This window comes from Aliiroseovarius crassostreae, from assembly GCF_001307765.1.
GTDB lineage: Bacteria > Pseudomonadota > Alphaproteobacteria > Rhodobacterales > Rhodobacteraceae > Aliiroseovarius > Aliiroseovarius crassostreae.
The window spans coordinates 65,340-83,872 of the sequence record NZ_LKBA01000024.1 but is presented as its reverse complement, the minus strand read 5'-3'; the positions used below and the strand labels follow the sequence as shown (position 1 = coordinate 83,872).

The window sequence follows — 18,533 nt, the reverse complement described above, 5'->3', positions numbered from 1 at the left end:
CTCCCAGCCTGACCGCTCACGTGGTGTCGGCATGTCCTGCACCAAGCCTGAGGCCAAACGTATCAGGGCTGTGCGCGCAACTGATCCAGCACCTCGCCGCAGGGAAAGCCATCAGCGGGATATCCCGCGGCAACCTGCCAGTTGCGCAGCGCACGATGCGTGTTCGGCCCCGCCAACCCATCGGCCCCCCGGGTGTCATGCCCAAGCGCGGTCAGCCGCTCCTGTAACTCGCGCATATCTGCACGAGACAGAACCCGCTGCCCCGCCGGCCAGGGGCGGGTGAATTTCTTGTTGCCGTCAATCCGATGGGCCAGGCAGCCGACGGACAGGGCGTAGTGAACCGAGTTGTTATAGGCCAGAAACACGTTGAAATTGTGATAGGCCAGATAGGCCGGACCCTGTGCCCCCGCCGCCAGCAGCACCATTGCATCACCGTAATCCACCGGTTGCAGCCCGCGCGGGGACCGCACACCGTGCGCTGCCCATTCGGCCACGGGGCGCACCTGATCGCGCCCGGTCAGAGACAGGTCAAACCCGTCCGGCAGATACATTTCTTCGCCGCAGGGTTGCCCGCTGCGCCACCCATGTTCCCGCAGGTAATTGGCGATCGAGGCCAGCGCATCCGTCGGATCCTCCGCCCAGATGTCACGCCGCCCATCGCCGTCATGATCCACCGCATATTTCAGATAGCTTGAGGGCATGAACTGCCCGTGCCCCATGGCCCCGGCCCAGGACCCCAGCATCTTTTCAGGCGCAATGTCGCCTGCCTGAATGATGTGCAAAGCCGCAACCAGCTCATCGGCGAAGAACGCTCTGCGCTCGCCGGCAAAGGCCAGAGTGGCCAGCGCCGAGATCACCGGATAATCCCCGCGATTGGCGCCGAAACCTGTCTCCAGCCCCCAGATCGCCAGAACCGCATCCGCCGAGACGCGATAGGTTTCTTCAAGTTCCCCCATCAGCAGGCGGTATTTGCGCAACGCCTTGCGCCCTTTGCGCACACGTTCGTCGGAAACAGTGATTTCAAGGTAGTCATGCACCGACAGCAGAAGCTCTTTCTGGTTGGCCTGGCGGTCCAGAACTTCGGGCAGGTATTGTGCGATTTCAAGGAATCGGTTGCGGGTCCGGGCGCGCAGCCGCTCATCCTGCAGACGCAGGGCGAACTCCTCTTTCCATGAGGTAAAGCTTCTGTCCCTTTCGTCGATCACGGCAAACCCCTCTCAGATCGATCCCCTAAACATGCGACCAGCACCATTTGTCTGTCAAAACGTGATACCTCACTTTCTTGTGAGTTTCCGCTTTAATTTTGCCTGTTTGTGCTTGCCGCGATTGGCTTGGCGCTTGACCACACGCCCCCGGCGCCCGCGCCCGCCCTTTGGCAGCGGGGCGCCATTCAGGGTCAGGAGATCGAGCATCACGCCGCCCGTGGTGGGCACCGCTTCGGCCAGCCGCACGGTCACGCGCCCGCCAACCCCCAGCGTGAGACCGGAATGCTCTCCGGTCAGGGTCTGTTCCTCGCCATCATAGCGGAAATATTCGGTTCCAATGCTCGCCACCGGAACCAGCCCGTCGGCGCCGGTATCATCCAGTCGCACAAAAACGCCAAACCGCTGCACACCCGAGATCCGCCCGGTAAACTCATTGCCCAGCCGTTCCGAAAGATACGCGGCGAGGTAGCGGTCATTGGTGTCGCGCTCGGCCAGCATCGACCGGCGTTCGGTTTCGGAAATATGTTCTGCGGTGGCTTCAAGCTGTTCAATATCGACTGGCGACAGCCCGTCTTTGCCCCAGCCATGACCGGTGACAAGGGCGCGGTGCACAATCAGGTCGGAATAGCGCCGGATTGGGCTGGTGAAATGGGCGTAACTCCTCAGGGCCAGACCAAAATGGCCAAAGTTTTCAGGGTGGTAATAGGCTTGTGTCATCGACCGCAGGGTTGACATGTTCACCAGCTCGTCAAATTCGGTGCCTTCGGCCTGCGCCAGCAGGTTGTTCAGGTGACGCGTCTTCAGAACCTGCCCCTTGGCCAAGGTGAACCCGGAGGCCTGTGCCACCTCACGCAGGGCGTCGAGCTTCTGCGGGCTGGGCTCTTCATGCACCCGGAACAGAAGCGGGCGTTTGAGCCGGGTCAGCTCCTCTGCCGCCGCCACATTGGCAAGGATCATGAACTCTTCAATCAGCCGGTGTGCGTCGAAACGTTCGGCAAAGCGTATGCTTTCCACCTTGCCCACGTCGCTCAGGACGATCTTGCGCTCCGGCAGGTCCAGATCCAGCGGCTGGCGGTCGGCACGGGCAAGTTTGGTCGCGGCATAGGCGGCGTAAAGCGGCGCAATCACCTCCTCCATCAAAGGCGCACATTTTTCGTTCGGATTGCCATCCTGCGCGGCCTGCACCTCGGCATAGTTCAGCGAGGCGGCGGATTTCATCAAACCGCGGATAAAGCTGTGGCGGATCTTGTGACCCTGCGCATCCAGAACCATGCGCACGGCAATACAGGCGCGCGGCACGCCTTCATGCAGCGAACACAGATCCCCCGACAGACGGTCAGGAAGCATCGGCACAACCCGGTCCGGGAAATAGGTGGAGTTGCCGCGCTTGCGGGCCTCGTGATCCAGCGCCGATCCCGGCGTCACGTAATGCGCCACATCGGCAATGGCGACCCAGACCACATGTCCGCCCGGGTTTTTCGGGTTGTCATCCGCATGGGCATAGACCGCGTCATCATGGTCGCGTGCATCATGCGGGTCGATGGTGATCAAGGGCAGGTGCCGCAGATCCTCGCGCCCCGAAAGGCCCGCAGGCTTCTGCCGGTCCGCATCCTCAATCACCGTATCGGGGAACCGGTCGGGAATGCCGTGCTGGTGGATGGCAATCAGGCTGACGGCCTTGGGGGCAGAAGGGTCGCCCAGCCGGGCAATAATCCGCGCCTTGGGCAGTCCCATCCGTGCCTTTGGTCCAACCTGCTGCGCTTCGACAAGCTCGCCATCGCGCGCCCCTTCGTCCGACCCCAGGGGCACCATCCATTCCCGGTCTGCCCCCTTGTCGACAGGCACGATCCGCCCGCCCTCGGCACCTGCGCGGAAAAGACCCAGAATGGTGCGGGGGTTGGTGCCGATCTTCCGGATAAGCCGTCCTTCATAGGCGTGCTCTTCTCCGTCGATCTCGGTCAGGCGCGCCAGAATGCGATCGCCTTTTCCAAGTGCGGGTTCGGAGGTCTTGGTGATCATCAGCACCCGCGGCATGGCCCCTTCACCCTGCCATTCCAGAGGCGTGGCAAAGAGATCGCCATCCCGATCCACATCTCCCACCAACAAAACGGCAACCGGCGGCAGCTTGTCCTTTTCGCGATAGGTTTTCTTTCGCTTCTGTAGATGCCCCTCGGCTTCCAGCTCTTTCAGGATCCGCTTGAGGTCAATCCGCGCAGCTCCCTTGATCCCGAAAGCTTTGGATATGTCGCGCTTCGAGGTGAGGGTCGGGTTGTCGGTGATCCATTGCAGGATCTCGGCTTTGGTTGGCATCTGTTTCATGACCTGCCCCTATCACAGAGAGTTGTAATGAGAAAGCGCCCGCGTGGCGTCACAAGGGCAGAGTTGCTCCCGCGCCCTTACGCCCTTGCGGGCGACAGGCTTGGGCGTGGCCTCGCTGCGCTCGGTTCATTCTCACCTGCGCCGCTGCGCGCCGTGCTGGGGCTTTGCCCCCGAGCCTGCGGCTCTCCCCCAGGATATTTGTGGCAAGAGGAAGATGGCAGCTGCTCTTTTCCTCTTGCCGAAAATATCCCGGGGTGAGCGAGCTTGTCTCGCGAGGGGCAGCGCCCCTGGCAGGCTCACAAGGTGAGCCACCGGTCGCGCGGCGGAGCGACGCGGAGGACGCCCGCCAGCATCAGATCATGACGTGGCGAAGTACTTGTGCATCAGCGTCTTATAGATTGCTTTCAGCTGCTGGATCTGGGCCACCTCTACCCGCTCATCCACCTGGTGCATCGTTTTGCCGACGAGGCCGAATTCTACCACCGGGCAATGGTTTTTGACAAATCGCGCGTCCGAGGTGCCGCCCGAGGTGGAGAACTCGGGGCGGCGGCCGGTTTCGGTTTCGACGGCATCTGCCACCAGGTCAGACAGGGCGCCGGGGGGTGTCACAAAACTTTCGCCCGACACTTTTATCTGCAGTTCGATCTCGATCCCGGTATCTGCAGCGATCCGGCTGGCTTCCTGATGCAGCCATTGGCTCAGCATGTCAGAGCTGTGGGCGTCGTTGAACCGGATATTGACCGTGGCGCGGGCCTCGGCCGGGATCACATTGGTGGCCGGGTTGCCCACATCCATGGTGGTGACCGCCAGGGTGGAGGCATCAAAGTGACCGGTGCCGTGATCGAGCACATGGGCGTCCAGGTCTGCGATCAGCCGGGCCAGAGCAGGCACCGGATTTTTGGCGCGGTGAGGGTAGGCGGCGTGACCCTGCACACCTTTCGCGGTGAAATACGCGGTCATCGACCCTCTTCGGCCGATCTTCATCATCTCGCCCATTTCATTCGGGCAGGTGGGTTCGCCGACGATGCAGTCGGTCATGACCTCGCCTTCGGCCTGCATCCAGTCCAGCAGAGCGACGGTTCCGTCGGTGGCATCCCCTTCTTCATCCCCGGTGATGGTAATCACCAGCGCAGCATCGTCGGGGGCGTCTGCGACAAAGTCGATGGCGGCGGCAACCCAGGCGGCGACGCCGGATTTCATATCGGTCGCCCCGCGCCCCCATAGCAGGCCATCGCGGATTTCCCCCCCGAACGGGTCCACCGTCCAGGCGGTTTCATCCCCCACTGGCACCACATCCGTATGTCCGTTGAAACCCAGTGTGCGAGCGTTTTTCGCCCCCCAGCGCGCAAACAGGTTCGGTGTGCCGGCCCGATCCACCCGGGTGCAGGCAAATCCTGCTGCTGACAGCATGTCTTCGAGCAATGCCAATGCGCCGCCTTCTTCGGGGGTGACCGATGGGCATTGGATCAGGCGTTGGGTCAAGAGGACGGGATCGGTGGGGGATGCGGTCATGGGGAACTCCTTTCTCCATCCCTTAGCGCGTTGTGGGGCAAAGGAAAACCAGGGGATCATCGCTGTGGGGAAAATGCGTCACTTGGCGCGAAGCTTTGGGAAAAGCGCAACGTGAGGGTTAACAAAACGTCAATTCTGCGCCATATTTGGGGCAATAATATGACCCGAGGCAGGGTAAGGAGCTGAAAAACAAGCACAAAAGTGCAGCGGCTCGTTATGCAGTGATCCATGAAGAGGCCGAGATAAGGCCTGTGATTCCTGTGCTTTTGCCTCTTGAAAGGGGCAGGAGGCAGATCATGGTCGCGGCGTCAGAGCTTTCGATCGACACAAATGCAAGTGCCTTGGCCATGGCGGAAACCATCATGGGCGATGGTGTCACCGTGACCGGCGCGTCCTATTCGGGCGACAATCGCAGCTCGGGTGTTTTCTCCGGCGGGGATGAGACCTCGCCCGGTGTGACTCCCTCTGACAGCGGCGTCATCCTCTCGACGGGGCGGGTGGCGGATTTCACCAATTCATCGGGGCAGGCAAACCAGGATAACAACCAATCGTCGAATATGTGGCTTGGCATTGACCGGGACGCTGATTTCGATGCGTTGGCGGGTGCGCGGACCTATGACGCCTCCTTTATCGAGATTGATTTCATCCCCGACCCGGAGACGAATTTCATCTCGTTGCAGTTCGTATTCTCATCGGATGAATACCCGGAATACATCAACTCGATCTACAATGATGTGGTGGGGGTCTGGGTAGATGGCCAGCCGGTTGACCTGTCTTTTGGCACCTCAAGCGTGACCAATGTGAACGAGGTCGATAACCAGAACCTCTATAACGACAATACCGGGGACCAGTTCAATACCGAGATGGACGGGTTTACGGTTACCATGTCGGTCAAGATCCCGGTTACCTCGGGCGAGGTGAACTCGCTGAAGATCGGCATCGCGGATGTGTCGGACAGCAGCTATGATTCCAATCTTCTGATTGCCGCCAAAAGCGGACAGTCGGCGCTTCTGGCCTTTGATGATACGGTCAGCCTGCTGGGGGACCAGACCAAGGTGATCGACGTCATGGCAAATGATGATGTGGCGCCCGGGCTGAGTGCCACGATCACCCATATCAACGGAATTGCCGTGTCCCCCGGCGATACGGTGACCCTGGCCACCGGGCAGACCGTGGGGCTGAACGCGGATGGCACGCTGACGCTTGTGGGCGATGGCACCGATGAAAGCTTCTCCTTCACATATACCCTTACCGGAGGCCCGTCAGGGGTCAGCGATGTGGGGATGGTCACGGTCGATGCTGTGCCCTGTTTCGTGGCAGGCACATTGATCGAACTGGCAGACGGACGGGCGGTGCCGGTGGAAACCCTGACGCCGGGGGACATGGTGCTGACCCATGACAATGGGCCCCAGCCGCTGCGCTGGATCGGCTGTCGCCGCGTCCCCGCCCAGGGCAAATTTGCCCCGATCCATATTGCGGCAGATACGTTTGGCGATCACGACCACCTGCTTGTGTCACCGCTGCACCGGATCCTGATCCGCGATGTCCTGGCCGAGCTTCTGTTCGGCGAGCGCGAGGTGCTGGTTGCGGCGCGTGATCTGGTCAATGACCTGACGGTGCGGCGGATCGAAGGGGAGGAGGTGGTGTATGTTCACATCCTGTTTGATCAGCATCAGGTGGTCTATTCACAGGGGCTTGCCACCGAGAGTTTCCTGCCCGGCCCGCAGGCGACAAACAGTCTTGAACATGACGCGGTGGAAGAAATCTGCGCGCTGTTCCCTGAGCTTGATCCCCTGACCGGCGCGGGATACTCCCCGGCCGCCCGCCGCACCCTGCGCCCGTTTGAGGCGCGGCTTCTGGCGGCGCAGGGCCACGCGGCGTAAGGAAAGATGGAATGACAGGGCATCGGCAAGCTGAGGACAGGCGGGGGACAAAGACAGCTTTGTGCTCTGATCCATCCGCAGCGCGGCTTGTTGCCAAATCGCGCAGGCTTCTGGCGGGGTCGGTCTCCTGGATCGGTGTCCGGGGGGCGGGAAAGCTGTGGTTCAACCGCTGTGGCCTCATCGGCGGCAGTAGGGATGTTGCCCCGTCGGCTGCCTGTCCGGCCTCATCTGATCCGGGCCCACAGGGGCTGATTGCCACCGGAACCATCGTGATCGAAGCCCGGCTGGAGCCCCGGCCCGGCCAGCCCGCCCCGGTGCTGCGTTATGGCGCGCGCGAGGGATGGCTGCGCGGGATGATGATCACCTATCACCCGGATGACCACCGGGTTGTGGTGGATATGGTGCAGGGGGATGAGCTGCGCCGTGCCTCGGTTCATGTGGCGCCGATCATCGGCGAATGTGACCTGCGCATCACCTATAGCTGGGATGCCCCGTGCCGGTCGGGGGTTTTGAGTGTTGAACATCTTGAAGCCGAGACCCTGCACCAGACCCGTTTTCGCGATCCACTGCCGCTGCCCTATTCTGACGCGGAGCGGATGCTGCGGGGGCAGGCCGTGGCCGGGGAGCGGGGCAAGATCCTGATGCTTGGGATCGCGCGCGGGATCGCGCCCGTGGCGCTGGCACCGGGTCTTGCCAGTGGCAGTCTGATCGACACACCGATGGGGCCACGTGCGGTGGAAACCCTGACGGCCGGAGATCTTGTGCTCAGCACCTCAGGAGAGGCGCACCGGGTCCGTTATCTGGCCAGTCGGCAGGTTCCGGCAGTGGGGTTGATGCGCCCAATGACATTGCGTGCGCCTTTCATGGGGCTGTCGCGGGATCTGGTGCTGTTGCCCGATCAACGTCTTGTTCTGACAGGGAGTGACGCGGAATATCTTTATGGCAGGGATTCGGTGATGATCCAGGCGCGGCACCTGCATCATTTCCGCGCTGCAAGCCAGCATGAAACCGGCCCGCTGATCCGATATCATGCGGTCCTGCTGGACAGTCATGAATGCCTGTCGGTGCAGGGGCTGTGTGCCGAAAGCCTGTTTGTGGGGCCGATGGTGCCGGATATCCTGCGCACCACGGTTCTGTCCGGGCTGCCACCCCTCTCCGTGCCAATTCACAGGCTGATGCCCACGCCCACCCTGTCCCAGTTCGAGGCGCGCAATCTGGTCAGCGCCATTTACGCGTGATCCCTCTGGACCCGTTCTGGTTGCGCGCGTAGTATCCCGTCAAGTCATTTATGCCCCGTTCGGGGAAAGGAGATACGGATGAGAAAACTTCTGCTGGCGCTTGCCCTGATGCCGCTTGCCGCCTGTTTTGATGCGGACATGACCTTTACGGTTGAAGACAGTGACAACGCCAAGATGCATGTGGTGATGCGCATGGGGCCGGAGCTTTACGGCATGATTGCCGCTTCGGGGGAAGATCCCTGTGAAGAAGGCGTGGGTGAGGTGCTGGCGGATGGTGGCTATACCTGCACCATCGAAGAAAGCGATACGATCGACAATATTATTGCCGAGCTGAATGAAGGGGTGTCCGAGGACAGCGAAAACCCGATGGATATGGGCGAAGGCTTTGCGCTGGAGCGGCTGGAGAACGGGAATATCAAGGTGGCCTTCGATCTGGGCAGCATGAATGATGACATGGCAGAACAGGGGATGGATCCGCAGATGATGGAGGGCATGATGCAGGCATTTACCGGGCGTCAGATCTCGATCACCGTGGTGGGACCGGAGGTGGTTGAAACCAATGGTGTGCTGGCTGAAGACGGGAAATCGGCGTCGATGGTGATCCCGCTGACCAAGCTGTTTGCGCCGGAGAATGACCTGCCGGACAGTTTTGACGTGGTGATCAACCCGAACTGATCTGTGGTCAAAAGTTTTGCGAAGGGCAGGTTTTTGGACCTGCCCTTTTTGTTTGAGACGGGCTTGTCTGTCGGCGGGGATCAGCAGGTTTTCTCTAGAAAACTAGAAAACTAGAAAACTAGAAAACTAGAAAACTAGAAAACTAGAAAACTAGAAAACTAGAAAACTAGTTTTGTTAAAACGTCCGGCCTATTGCCTGAACCATCATGTGGCGCGAATGTCCCGAGAATGCGAAGCAGGGCAGGGTATTCGTGCCTCAGGCTTAAGGTCGGGCGCTCTAAAGCGTTTCGGTTTTAACCTGACACAGGGCAAAACCGAAACGCGGCAAGAGATATCATTGTCGTGGGCGTTTCGGAATAAACATGTGTCTCAAGTTTATCCCGAAACGCTTTAAGCATGAGGAGCGCCAGGGCGCCCCTCCTCTTGAAGGGGTTTCAGGTATTGGTGTGAGCCAACACTACCGGGAAATGTTTTAGCCAATCAGATCCCGCACCGCCGTCGCCAATTCCCCCGGCGTCTTCACAAACGCATCCGCCGCTGACAGGTCATCCGCGCCGCCATAGCCCCAGCTCACGGCGATGAATTTCATGCCCACGTCGCGGGCCGCTTTCAGGTCGTAATGCCTGTCCCCGATCATCACGGACTTTGCCGGATCGTTGCCGGTGATCTTCAGCGCATGGGCCAAGAGCGCGCCCTTGTCATTGCGGGTGCCATCCAGTTCCGGGCCAAACTCCTGCGTCATATGCGGTGCAATGCCGTAATGGGCGGTGATTTTCGTTGCATAGGCATGGGGTTTGGCGGTGGCGAGATGCATCTGGTGACGGGCGCCGATTTCGGTCAGGGCCTCCAGAATGCCGTCGTAAACCGTGCAGTCGAACATGCCTTTGCCGGTATAGGCCGTGCGGTAATGTGCCAGCGCCGCTTCGGGGTCGGGTGCTCCCAGCCGTTCGAAGCTCCATAACAGGGCGGGACCGATGCACCATGTCAGATCAGCGGCAGGTGGCACAGGCAGGCCCAGCTCACGCAGCGCATATTGGATGCTTTCAGTGATGCCCTTCTTGGGGTTGGTCAGGGTGCCGTCCAGATCCCAGTAAACCGCGCCCCCGGTCCGGGTCATGCTTCACCCGCGGCATCATCCAGACGTTCGCCATCAAAAAACGGGGTCATCTGCGCGATGACCACCGAGTTTTCAGCCAGGGCACGCCCCATCAGCTTGCGCTCTTCCGCAGGAATATCGTGTCCTTCCGCCAGCCGGTCATCCAGCGCGCCGTAGCCCGACACATCCAGCGGGGCCAGATCGGCCTGCTTCAGGATCGCAACCGTTTCGCGCACCGCTTCCGCTTCGTCCACACCTGACGCATAGCAGACAAGCGCGCCCCCGGTGGCCTCATCCGGCAACCCGTCCCCCTCCTTGCGGCCCACTTCGACCAGCAGCGTATAGACCTGCTGTTTCTTCTTCGGCTTGGCCGCAGCTTTCGGGTTCTGGGTCATCATGCTCTCCTGCAGCAGGATTGGGATCTGTCTTTCACATGCCGAAAAATCTGCGAAAGGTCCAGCCCTCTGATGTCGCCTGCGCTGTTGCAGGAAGGCAAGAGGCGCGGGGGTATCGCTTTCCTGCCCTAGCCCCGTGCCTGCAAAGGGTATAGAGCGGGCAACACTGTAGGTGGGGACCTTCGTCATGATTCCATATATCCGCAATCTGCCGATGTTGATCGGCCTTGTGCTGCTGCTTGTTCCACAGGCGCTGGCGGCCCAGTCGAATACTGGATCGGCACTGATCTTCGCCACCGTGGAACGCGCGCCTTTTGCCTATCGGGATGGGGATCAGTTTGCCGGGTTTTCGGTTGAGCTGATGCGAGATATCGGAAGAGAGATCGGGCGGCCCGTGGAGTTCAAACTGGCCCCGCGTTTTGCCGATATGCTTGGGTTGGTTGAGCTTGGGCAGGTGGATGGCGCGGTTGCCAATATCTCGATCACGGCGGCCCGTGAGGAAGTTATGGACTTTTCCCAACCCACCTTCGAAGCGGGGCTCCAGATCATGTTGCCACCCGAAGATGGCGATAGCGGCAGCTTGTTTGCCGCATTGTTCAACCGCGATATTGCATTGGCCATCCTGGGGGCCGCGGCGCTTCTGTATGGCGGGGGCATGATGATGTGGCTGTTCGAACGCCGCCGTCAGCCCTATTTTGACCGGCCGCTGAAAGATGCAATGTTCACCTCTTTCTGGTGGGCCCTGAACCTTGTTGTGAATGGGGGGTTCGAAGAACGGGTGCCGCAGTCGCGCGGTGGGCGCGTCTTTGGTGTCCTTCTGGTGATTTCATCCCTGTTCATCGTGTCGATTTTTGTCGCCCGGATCACCGCGGCCATGACCGTGGCGGCGATTTCCGGCAATATCGACAGCCTCGCGGACCTTGACGGCAAGCGTATTGGCACCACGGCAGGCTCAACGGCTGCGCTGTTTCTGGACCAGCGCGAGATTGCCCATGGTGATTTCGATGACCTGAACGTGTTGCTGAAAGCGTTTGAAGAGCAGGAACTTGACGCGGTTGTCTTCGATGGGCCGCTTCTGGCGTGGTATCTTACTGAAAATGGCAGCCAGTCGGGTCGTCTTCTGCCGCGGGTGTTCAAACGTGAAAACTATGGCATCGCCTTGCCATCGGGCAGCGCCCTGACCGAACCGATCAATCGGGCGCTGCTGTCTTTGCGTGAAAGTGGGCGATATGATCAGCTCCGGCGCAAATATTTTGGTCCGTCAAGCTGACAGGAGTGAGGGCGCTGGGCAGGAGGGGCGCTGCCCCTCGCCTCTGCGAGGCTCACCCCGAGGTATTTGAAGCAAGAAAAAGGGGGCGGGTTAAAGCGTTTCGGGATAAACCTGACACACATGTTTCTTCCGAAACGCCCATGACATTGATATCTCTTGCGGCGCTTCGACTTTTCCCTGCCTCAGGTTAAAGCCGAAACACTTTAGGGCGCTTTGCCTGGTTTGAGAAAGGCTCGGAGGGCGAGCCAGGCCAGAAGGGTCAGCAGGGCCACAAAAAGCCCTACCAGCGCCGCCGCCCAGGGGGTGCTGAGGCCAAACAGGTAAATCAGTAAGATAAGCGGTTCAAAACAGATCAGCCCAAAACCGGCCACGCAGCCCAGGTCCAGAATGGCAAGGGCGCGCCGCGCATGTGGCCCGGCACGCCCTATGTTTTCCGCGATGGTCGCAAAGATCATCGGTCCGTCCGGATCCTTTAGTCGCGCAACAGGTCGTTGATCGAGGTTTTCGAACGGGTTTTTGCGTCGACGCGTTTCACGATCACGGCGCAGTAGAGGTTCACACCGTTTTTCGAGGGCATCGAGCCTGCGACCACAACGGAGCCGGCGGGCACTTCGCCATACATCACTTCGCCGGTTTCACGATCGACGATCTTGGTCGACTGGCCGATGAACACGCCCATGCCCAGAACGGATCCTTCGCGCACGATGCAGCCTTCGACCACTTCGGAGCGCGCGCCGATGAAGCAGTTGTCTTCGATGATTGTCGGGCCTGCCTGCATCGGTTCCAGCACGCCGCCAATGCCCACGCCCCCCGAGAGGTGCACGTTTTTACCGATCTGGGCGCAGGAGCCAACGGTCACCCAGGTGTCAACCATGGTGCCTTCGTCCACATAGGCGCCGAGGTTCACAAAGCTGGGCATCAGCACCGCGCCCGGTGCCACATAGGCCGACTTGCGCACAACGCAGTTCGGCACGGCGCGGAAGCCTGCTTCTTTCCATTCATGGTCGCCCCAGCCCTTGAATTTGCTGTCGACCTTGTCCCACCAGCCGCCGCCCTGCGGGCCGCCATCCTGGAATTCCATGTCCTTGATGCGGAACCCCAGCAGCACGGCCTTTTTGGCCCATTGGTTCACATGCCAGTTGCCATCATCCTGACGTTCAGCCACGCGCAATGTGCCGCTGTCCAGCGCGGCCAGCGTGGCCTCGATCGCTTCGCGGGTTTCACCGCCGGTGGATGAGGTGATGGTGTCGCGGGCGTCCCACGCGGCTTCGATGGCTTGTTCCAGTTGGGCGTTCGACATGGGTCTCTCCGTTCACGTTCCTGTGGGCTGGCCGGGGCAGGGTGCCGCCAGTTTCCCTTGCGTATAAAGGCGTGGGTGCGGGCGCTCAATTGCCAAAACGACTGTTTTGCCTACGGATTGCGGCGAATTGCAGCGGAAATGTCAGGAAAACGGGTCAGGTGCCGGGTTGGCCCCGCAAATCAACACGGCGATGCGCTCTTGCGGGGCGGGTGTGTAGGCGCCGGACAGAAGCGCGGCAAGCGCTGTGGCCCCTGCCGGTTCCACATGTTGCCGCACCCCTTGCCACAGAAGTTTTTGCGCATCGGAAATGGCATTGTCCGTGACCAGAACGCTTTGGTGCAGGTGGCGGGTGGCAAGGTCAAAACACAGGCTGCCGATCCGCCTGGCCCCAAGCGCATTGGCGGCAATGCCGGAGACATCCACATCCACCGGCTTGCCCGCCACGAGGGCCGCGTTCAGGGCGCAGGATGTTTCCGGCTCGACCGCGACAATCTTGCGGCCCCCTTGTGTCCACGCCAGGGACCCGCCGATCAGCCCACCGCCGCCCACCGCTATCAGCACAGTATCAGCCGCCAGCCCCTGCTCTTCCCATTCCCGAAGCACCGTGCCCTGACCGGTCACCGTGCCGTTGCCGTCATAGGCGTGGATCTGCATCGCGCCGGTTTCGGCCTCATAGGCCAGGGCTGCCTCCAGCGCGTCCGCATAGGCGCCCTGCACCACCCGAAGATCCGCCCCCGCGCGGCGGATCAGCTCGATCTTGGCCGGTCCCGCCATCTGGGGCACAAATACCGCTGCCTTATGGCCAAGCTGGCTGGCGGCATAGGCCACCGCCGCCCCGTGATTGCCCCCGGAGGCCGCCACGATCCCGGCTTTTGGCACTGCGCCGGACAGAAGAGAATTGAACGCCCCGCGCGCCTTGAACGTGCCGGTATGCTGCATCTGTTCGAACTTCATCTCGATCGGGTCATCCCAGCCGGACAGGGTCAGCGTTGCCACCGGGGTGCGCCGCACATAAGGAGCGATCCGCGTATGGGCGGCGGTGATCTCGTCTTTCCAGTTCATGGGTTATCCTATCTAACGCGGCGCAGATGGCGGGTGAGGATATCGCAGGCCGCCACGCTATCCCGTTTCTTCATCGCTTGCAGGATCGCCGCGTGGTCCATATCCGCGCGCTGGGACCAGCGGTGACGCCAATGGGCAAACAGGTGGCGGGCGCTGGCGATGTGCAGATCATTGATGGCCGATAACAGCCGCGGCATGGCGCAGGGGGTCAGGATCGCCCGGTGAAAGGCGCGGTTCTTCTCTTCCCAACTGGCCATGTCTTCTGCCGCATCACAGGCGATCCGCGCCGCATCAATCGCTTTCAGATCTGCCGCCAGCAGGCGCGGGATGGCGTGGGACAGGGCAAGGGTTTCCAGCGCGACCCGCATCTCGATCACCTCGCGCACCTCACCGGGATCCAGAGCTGTCACCCGCATCCCCCGGCGCGGCTGACTGATCGCCAGCCCATGCGCCTCCAGCCGCAAAAGGGCCTCACGCACGGGCACATGACTGGTGTCAAACGCCTTGGCGATATGGTCCTGACGCAGCTTCTCTCCGGCCTCAAGCTGGCCCGAGATGATCTGCTGGCTCAGCGCCAGGTAAATCGTGTCGGCAATGGTGGCGGTCATATCGGGCCCGTTCCTTTGAATGACTAGATAATAGATAAAATCACCGGTGCGGCCCGGCAAGGAAAATTCCCCGCCAATGCGCGTCTGTTTGCACCGAAAGGTGACGCGCTGTGACTGGTCACCTGCCAAGGTGCGCGTTAAAATCAGATCATAAGACAAGTCCCCTCAGTCGAACAGGATATTTCATGGAAGATCAATGCCCTGCCCCCCGGCACCCGTTGCGTCGTTCGCGTCAGGACCGCGAGGCATCCCAGCATACACCGGATACGCCGCAGACGCGTGCGCCAGCCTATCGCCTGGCCTATGACGATCAGGATTTCATGTGCCGCGAAGAGCTGCGCCCGGTGCGGTTGCAGCTGGAACTGCTGAAGCCCGAAATGATGATGACGGAATATGGTGTGGACAGCACCGTGGTTCTGTTTGGTGGCGCGCGTATCCCCGAACCCGCCCGCAAAGACAGCGCCCGCACCCAGACCCTGGCGGATCTGTCTGCCTTTTATGACGAAGCGCGCAGCTTTGCCCGGCTGATGACCGAGCGTTCGATTGCCTCTGGTGGGCGCGAACATGTGGTGGTCACGGGGGGTGGTCCCGGCGTGATGGAAGCGGGCAACCGCGGCGCCGAAGATGCAGGTGGCGTGTCGATCGGGCTGAATATCGTGCTGCCGCATGAACAGGCCCCCAATGAATATGTGACCCCTGACCTCTGCTTCAACTTTCACTATTTCGCCATCCGCAAGATGCATTTCCTGATGCGGGCTGAGGTGATCGCCGTTTTCCCGGGCGGGTTCGGCACGCTGGATGAGCTGTTTGAAACGCTTACCCTGGTGCAGACCGGCCGGATGAACCGGGTGCCGATCCTTCTGTTCGGCAGCGCGTTCTGGAAGAAAATCGTCAACTGGGATGCCCTGTCCGATGCGGGCACGATCAGCCCCGAAGACCTTGACCTGTTCCGTTTTGTCGACAGCGCAGAAGAGGCGATTGCCGCAATTGATTGCTGGGATTGTGCCGATACCCCGCGCGATGTGATCCCGGGTCGGTAAGCATATGACACTTGACTGCCCGGGTGTGAATGCCGCGGGCAGTCACGCACTCAGATGCGTAATTTTCACTTTCCCGTATTTTGCTCGGATGAAGCCTCATTTTTGACATAGCCATAGGGGCTATTGTGGCCATGGTTTTGACGTTTGTATTTATTGCGCCTTTTCTCATTGCGGCATATGTTGCGTGGCTGCATGGGCGGCAAAAGCTCGCGGCAGGTACCACGGCTGTGGGCGTGGTCGTCCTTGTGCCAATGCTGCCCGTAATCCTTTTTCCAATTCTTCTCTTGGCTTTTCGGGCAGTGTCGTTGCCAGCGTGGCAACCGGAACTCTGGCCTGGATGAAATTCGGTCCTGGGCTGGAAGTGACACAATATGCGTTAAAGCGTTTCGAGATTGACTTGAGACACAAGTTGATATCGCAACGCCCGCAACATCAGTAGGTTTCGAGCGTTTCGCCTCATTATTGTGTCTCAATAATAAGGCGAAACGCTTTAGGGTGTCTTGTGCTTTGCCTTCTGTCTTTCGGGCTGGATTTTCAGTTTGCAAAACGCAATAGGACCAGCAGGCAGGATATCCTGAACCAACGGCTGGATACTGTACTGCAACATCTTGAGGATGCGGATCACGAGGTGGCACATATTGGGGATCGCGACCTGTATTCCAGCTTCAATGCCTATAAAGGTGCGGTGCAAAAGCTGATCGAGGCGGTGCGGGTGACCCCTGAAAAAGCACCGATTGCGCGTCGCCACTTTGGCCCGCTGGTTGAGGGGGCTTTGGGAGCCGGGCGCAATTACCTGACAGTTATTCAGGTGGCGCCAAACCCAAAGGCACGAGCCGTAATAATATAAATGTTACAAAGGCTTGAGCAGGAATATACCCAAGCTGCAGATGATATCTCTGCCGGCAATGTTGAGAACTTGGAAGTCGAGGCAGGAGTGCTTGAGGATAAGCAACCGGTTGAAAAACAAATGCCCCGGTGCAGCGCTGCCGGGGGTTTTCAATGTCACCTGTAGGGCCTGACCTCAGCCAAAGACCTCCATCGGCACCGGGCAGATTTTCTCAAGGGTGGGAAGGGCATGCACGAAATGCTCGCCTTCGTCGCCGCGAATGCAATAGCCGTAATTGCGCAGCCTTGCGCGGAAATCGGCAAAGCTTGCCACCTGTGCCCGCTCCTGTTTCAGAAAGCGGATCATTGTCTGCATGTCCTTGAATTGTCGATGGGTCAGATCCACAGCCGCCTCCCGTGACCATATTAACCTTAACAACAGGTAACGCGCGGGAGATGGCGCAATTCGTTCGCAATTGTGGCAATTGTTAGGAATTCAGAGCCAAACGGGGTGATATGGTGTAATTGGCGCCAATCAGGATACAGGTGGCTAACGCCTGACCTCAAACGCCCCGCCCCCAAATGCTCTGTTCTCAAATAGCTGGCCCAAGGCCTCTGCCCCGGCGCGCGCTCTTTTTCTTGCCAGAAATACCTCGGGAGCGCGAGGGCAGCGCCCTCGCATCTGACCCGCATTCGCCACAGAACCGGTCGAAATGCTTCAGGATATCCCCGCTTCTTTTTCGATCTGCTTGCGCGACTTGCGCGCGCGCTCCGTGGCTGATTTCAGCTGCCCGCAGGCGGCCATGATATCATCGCCGCGTGTCTTGCGAATGGGGCTTGCATAGCCAGCCTGATAGATGATGTTGGCAAAGGCCCGGATCCGGTTGTTCGAGGACCGTTTATAGGGGCTGCCCGGCCATTCGTTGAACGGAATCAGGTTGATCTTGGCGGGGATATTGTGGCGCTTGATATGGTCGATCAGGCGATGCGCGTCCTCGTCACTGTCATTCACCCCTGCCAGCATCACATATTCAAAGGTGATCCGTTCCGAGTTCGAGGCCTTGGGATAGGCCGCCAGCGCCCCCAGAAGCTCTTCAATATTCCAGCGCTTGTTGATCGGCACCAGAACATCGCGGGTTTCATCGGTGGTTGCGTGGAAGGAAATCGCCAAAAGACAGCCGATCTCTTGCGCGGTGCGGGCGATTTCCGGCACGATCCCCGAGGTCGACAGCGTGATGCGGCGGCGCGACAGCTGGATCCCCTCCGGGTCCATGGCGATCTTCATCGCGTCGCGCACGTTTTCAAAGTTATACAAAGGCTCACCCATGCCCATCAGCACGATATTGGACAGAAGGCGGGTTTCGTCCTTGGGGGCGCCGGGCACCGGCCATTCATCCAGATCATCGCGCGCCATCATCACCTGGCCGATAATCTCAGCCGCGGTCAGGTTGCGCACCAGTTTCTGGGTGCCGGTATGGCAGAAGGAACAGGTCAGCGTGCAGCCGACCTGGCTGGAAATGCACAGCGTGCCGCGCCCTTCCTCGGGGATATAAACCACCTCGACCTCATGACCGCCGGCAATGCGCACCAGATATTTGCGGGTGCCATCCTCTGAGACGAGTTTCGACACCACCTCCGGGATTTCGATCACGAAATGCTCCGCCAGCTGGGCGCGGAACGCTTTGGCCAGATTGGTCATCTCGGCAAAATCGCGCTTGCCCCATTGATAGATCCATTGCCAGATCTGGTTCACCCGCATCTTGGCCTGCTTTTCCGGCGTGCCCATGTCGATCAGCGCCGCCCGCATCACGTCGCGGGTCATGCCCACGAGGTTTGGCTTGACCTCGGGAACCAGAATACGCGGCGCGACTTTCACGTCCTGAGTAATCGGGGCCGCGGCCCCGGCTGAGGCCTGGGTATCCGTGGCCTGGGTATCCGTGGTCTGGTCTTTGCGATCCATCGCGCGTCATCCTGTAACAAGGCGGTTCGGTAAAATCCTGAGACACATGTTTGCCCCGAACCACCCGCATCATTGATATCTCTTGCCGCGTTTCGGTCATTGTCCCGATCAGCTTAATACTGTGTCAGGCCAAAACTGAAATGCT

17 protein-coding genes are annotated in these 18,533 nt (G+C 60.1%); 6 read left to right on the top strand and 11 right to left on the bottom strand.

The genetic code is table 11. From position 1 onward, the window contains the following. Positions 1-62: 62 nt before the first annotated feature. The 3 genes from AKJ29_RS17235 to dapE form a co-directional block, all read right to left on the bottom strand. Positions 63-1,205, bottom strand: a complete 1,143-nt coding sequence (locus tag AKJ29_RS17235; protein ID WP_235477708.1) for a lytic murein transglycosylase — start codon at positions 1,203-1,205, stop codon at positions 63-65. A 69-nt stretch (positions 1,206-1,274) separates the two neighbouring features. After that, complete coding sequence (gene rnr / locus AKJ29_RS17230) at positions 1,275-3,524, bottom strand: ribonuclease R (RefSeq protein ID WP_055192773.1); 2,250 nt, start codon at positions 3,522-3,524, stop codon at positions 1,275-1,277. Positions 3,525-3,881: 357 nt separating this feature from the next. After that, positions 3,882-5,036 (bottom strand): succinyl-diaminopimelate desuccinylase, encoded by a 1,155-nt coding sequence (dapE, locus tag AKJ29_RS17225; protein ID WP_055192772.1) that lies wholly within the window; start codon positions 5,034-5,036, stop codon positions 3,882-3,884. A gap of 296 nt (positions 5,037-5,332) precedes the next feature. On the opposite strand from dapE, the gene AKJ29_RS17220 reads away from it, so the two are divergent. From AKJ29_RS17220 to AKJ29_RS17210, 3 genes are all read left to right on the top strand, one after another. After that, on the top strand, positions 5,333-6,919 hold the full coding sequence (locus AKJ29_RS17220) for a choice-of-anchor L domain-containing protein (RefSeq protein ID WP_055192771.1): 1,587 nt from the start codon (positions 5,333-5,335) through the stop codon (positions 6,917-6,919). 11 nt (positions 6,920-6,930) lie between these two features. Further along, a complete protein-coding gene (locus tag AKJ29_RS17215) occupies positions 6,931-8,157 on the top strand; it encodes a Hint domain-containing protein (RefSeq protein WP_082392663.1) in 1,227 nt (408 codons plus the stop codon). A 78-nt stretch (positions 8,158-8,235) separates the two neighbouring features. Beyond that, positions 8,236-8,832 (top strand): hypothetical protein, encoded by a 597-nt coding sequence (locus AKJ29_RS17210; RefSeq protein ID WP_055192769.1) that lies wholly within the window; start codon positions 8,236-8,238, stop codon positions 8,830-8,832. A gap of 472 nt (positions 8,833-9,304) precedes the next feature. On the opposite strand, the gene AKJ29_RS17205 is transcribed toward AKJ29_RS17210, so the two are convergent. Next, the gene (locus tag AKJ29_RS17205) at positions 9,305-9,949 is read right to left on the bottom strand and encodes an HAD hydrolase-like protein (protein WP_055192768.1); all 645 of its coding nucleotides are present in this window, start codon (positions 9,947-9,949) and stop codon (positions 9,305-9,307) included. Beyond that, positions 9,946-10,323, bottom strand: coding sequence for a hypothetical protein (locus AKJ29_RS17200; RefSeq protein ID WP_055192878.1), 378 nt, complete (start codon positions 10,321-10,323; stop codon positions 9,946-9,948). The genes AKJ29_RS17205 and AKJ29_RS17200 overlap by 4 nt, the downstream gene beginning before the upstream one ends. 187 nt (positions 10,324-10,510) lie before the next feature. Between AKJ29_RS17200 and AKJ29_RS17195 the strand changes: the two genes are divergently transcribed. Then, positions 10,511-11,593: a transporter substrate-binding domain-containing protein gene (locus AKJ29_RS17195; RefSeq protein ID WP_235477706.1), complete on the top strand. Its 1,083-nt coding sequence runs from the start codon at positions 10,511-10,513 to the stop codon at positions 11,591-11,593. A 203-nt stretch (positions 11,594-11,796) separates the two neighbouring features. On the opposite strand, the gene AKJ29_RS17190 is transcribed toward AKJ29_RS17195, so the two are convergent. The 4 genes from AKJ29_RS17190 to AKJ29_RS17175 all read right to left on the bottom strand — a co-directional run bounded on the left by AKJ29_RS17190 (position 11,797) and on the right by AKJ29_RS17175 (position 14,563). After that, positions 11,797-12,048 carry a hypothetical protein gene (locus AKJ29_RS17190; RefSeq protein WP_055192767.1) on the bottom strand — a complete coding sequence of 84 codons (252 nt, stop codon included), beginning with the start codon at positions 12,046-12,048 and terminating at the stop codon, positions 11,797-11,799. A gap of 17 nt (positions 12,049-12,065) precedes the next feature. After that, positions 12,066-12,893 (bottom strand): 2,3,4,5-tetrahydropyridine-2,6-dicarboxylate N-succinyltransferase, encoded by an 828-nt coding sequence (gene dapD, locus AKJ29_RS17185; RefSeq protein ID WP_055192766.1) that lies wholly within the window; start codon positions 12,891-12,893, stop codon positions 12,066-12,068. Between the two features lie 141 nt (positions 12,894-13,034). Then, entirely contained in the window at positions 13,035-13,955 is a 921-nt protein-coding gene (locus AKJ29_RS17180) for a threonine/serine dehydratase (protein ID WP_055192765.1), read from the bottom strand. An 8-nt stretch (positions 13,956-13,963) separates the two neighbouring features. Further along, complete coding sequence (locus AKJ29_RS17175) at positions 13,964-14,563, bottom strand: GntR family transcriptional regulator (protein ID WP_055192876.1); 600 nt, start codon at positions 14,561-14,563, stop codon at positions 13,964-13,966. A 185-nt stretch (positions 14,564-14,748) separates the two neighbouring features. Between AKJ29_RS17175 and AKJ29_RS17170 the strand changes: the two genes are divergently transcribed. Beyond that, positions 14,749-15,603, top strand: coding sequence for an LOG family protein (locus tag AKJ29_RS17170; protein WP_055192764.1), 855 nt, complete (start codon positions 14,749-14,751; stop codon positions 15,601-15,603). Positions 15,604-16,105: 502 nt separating this feature from the next. After that, positions 16,106-16,450, top strand: a complete 345-nt coding sequence (locus AKJ29_RS17165) for a hypothetical protein (protein ID WP_055192763.1) — start codon at positions 16,106-16,108, stop codon at positions 16,448-16,450. A 174-nt stretch (positions 16,451-16,624) separates the two neighbouring features. Here the strand turns inward: AKJ29_RS17165 and AKJ29_RS17160 are convergent, their stop codons facing one another. Together AKJ29_RS17160 and rlmN are read right to left on the bottom strand one after the other, a co-directional pair. Beyond that, positions 16,625-16,834, bottom strand: coding sequence for a hypothetical protein (locus AKJ29_RS17160; RefSeq protein WP_055192762.1), 210 nt, complete (start codon positions 16,832-16,834; stop codon positions 16,625-16,627). A 312-nt stretch (positions 16,835-17,146) separates the two neighbouring features. Beyond that, positions 17,147-18,388 carry a dual-specificity RNA methyltransferase RlmN gene (rlmN, locus tag AKJ29_RS17155; RefSeq protein ID WP_055192761.1) on the bottom strand — a complete coding sequence of 414 codons (1,242 nt, stop codon included), beginning with the start codon at positions 18,386-18,388 and terminating at the stop codon, positions 17,147-17,149. Positions 18,389-18,533: the final 145 nt, after the last annotated feature.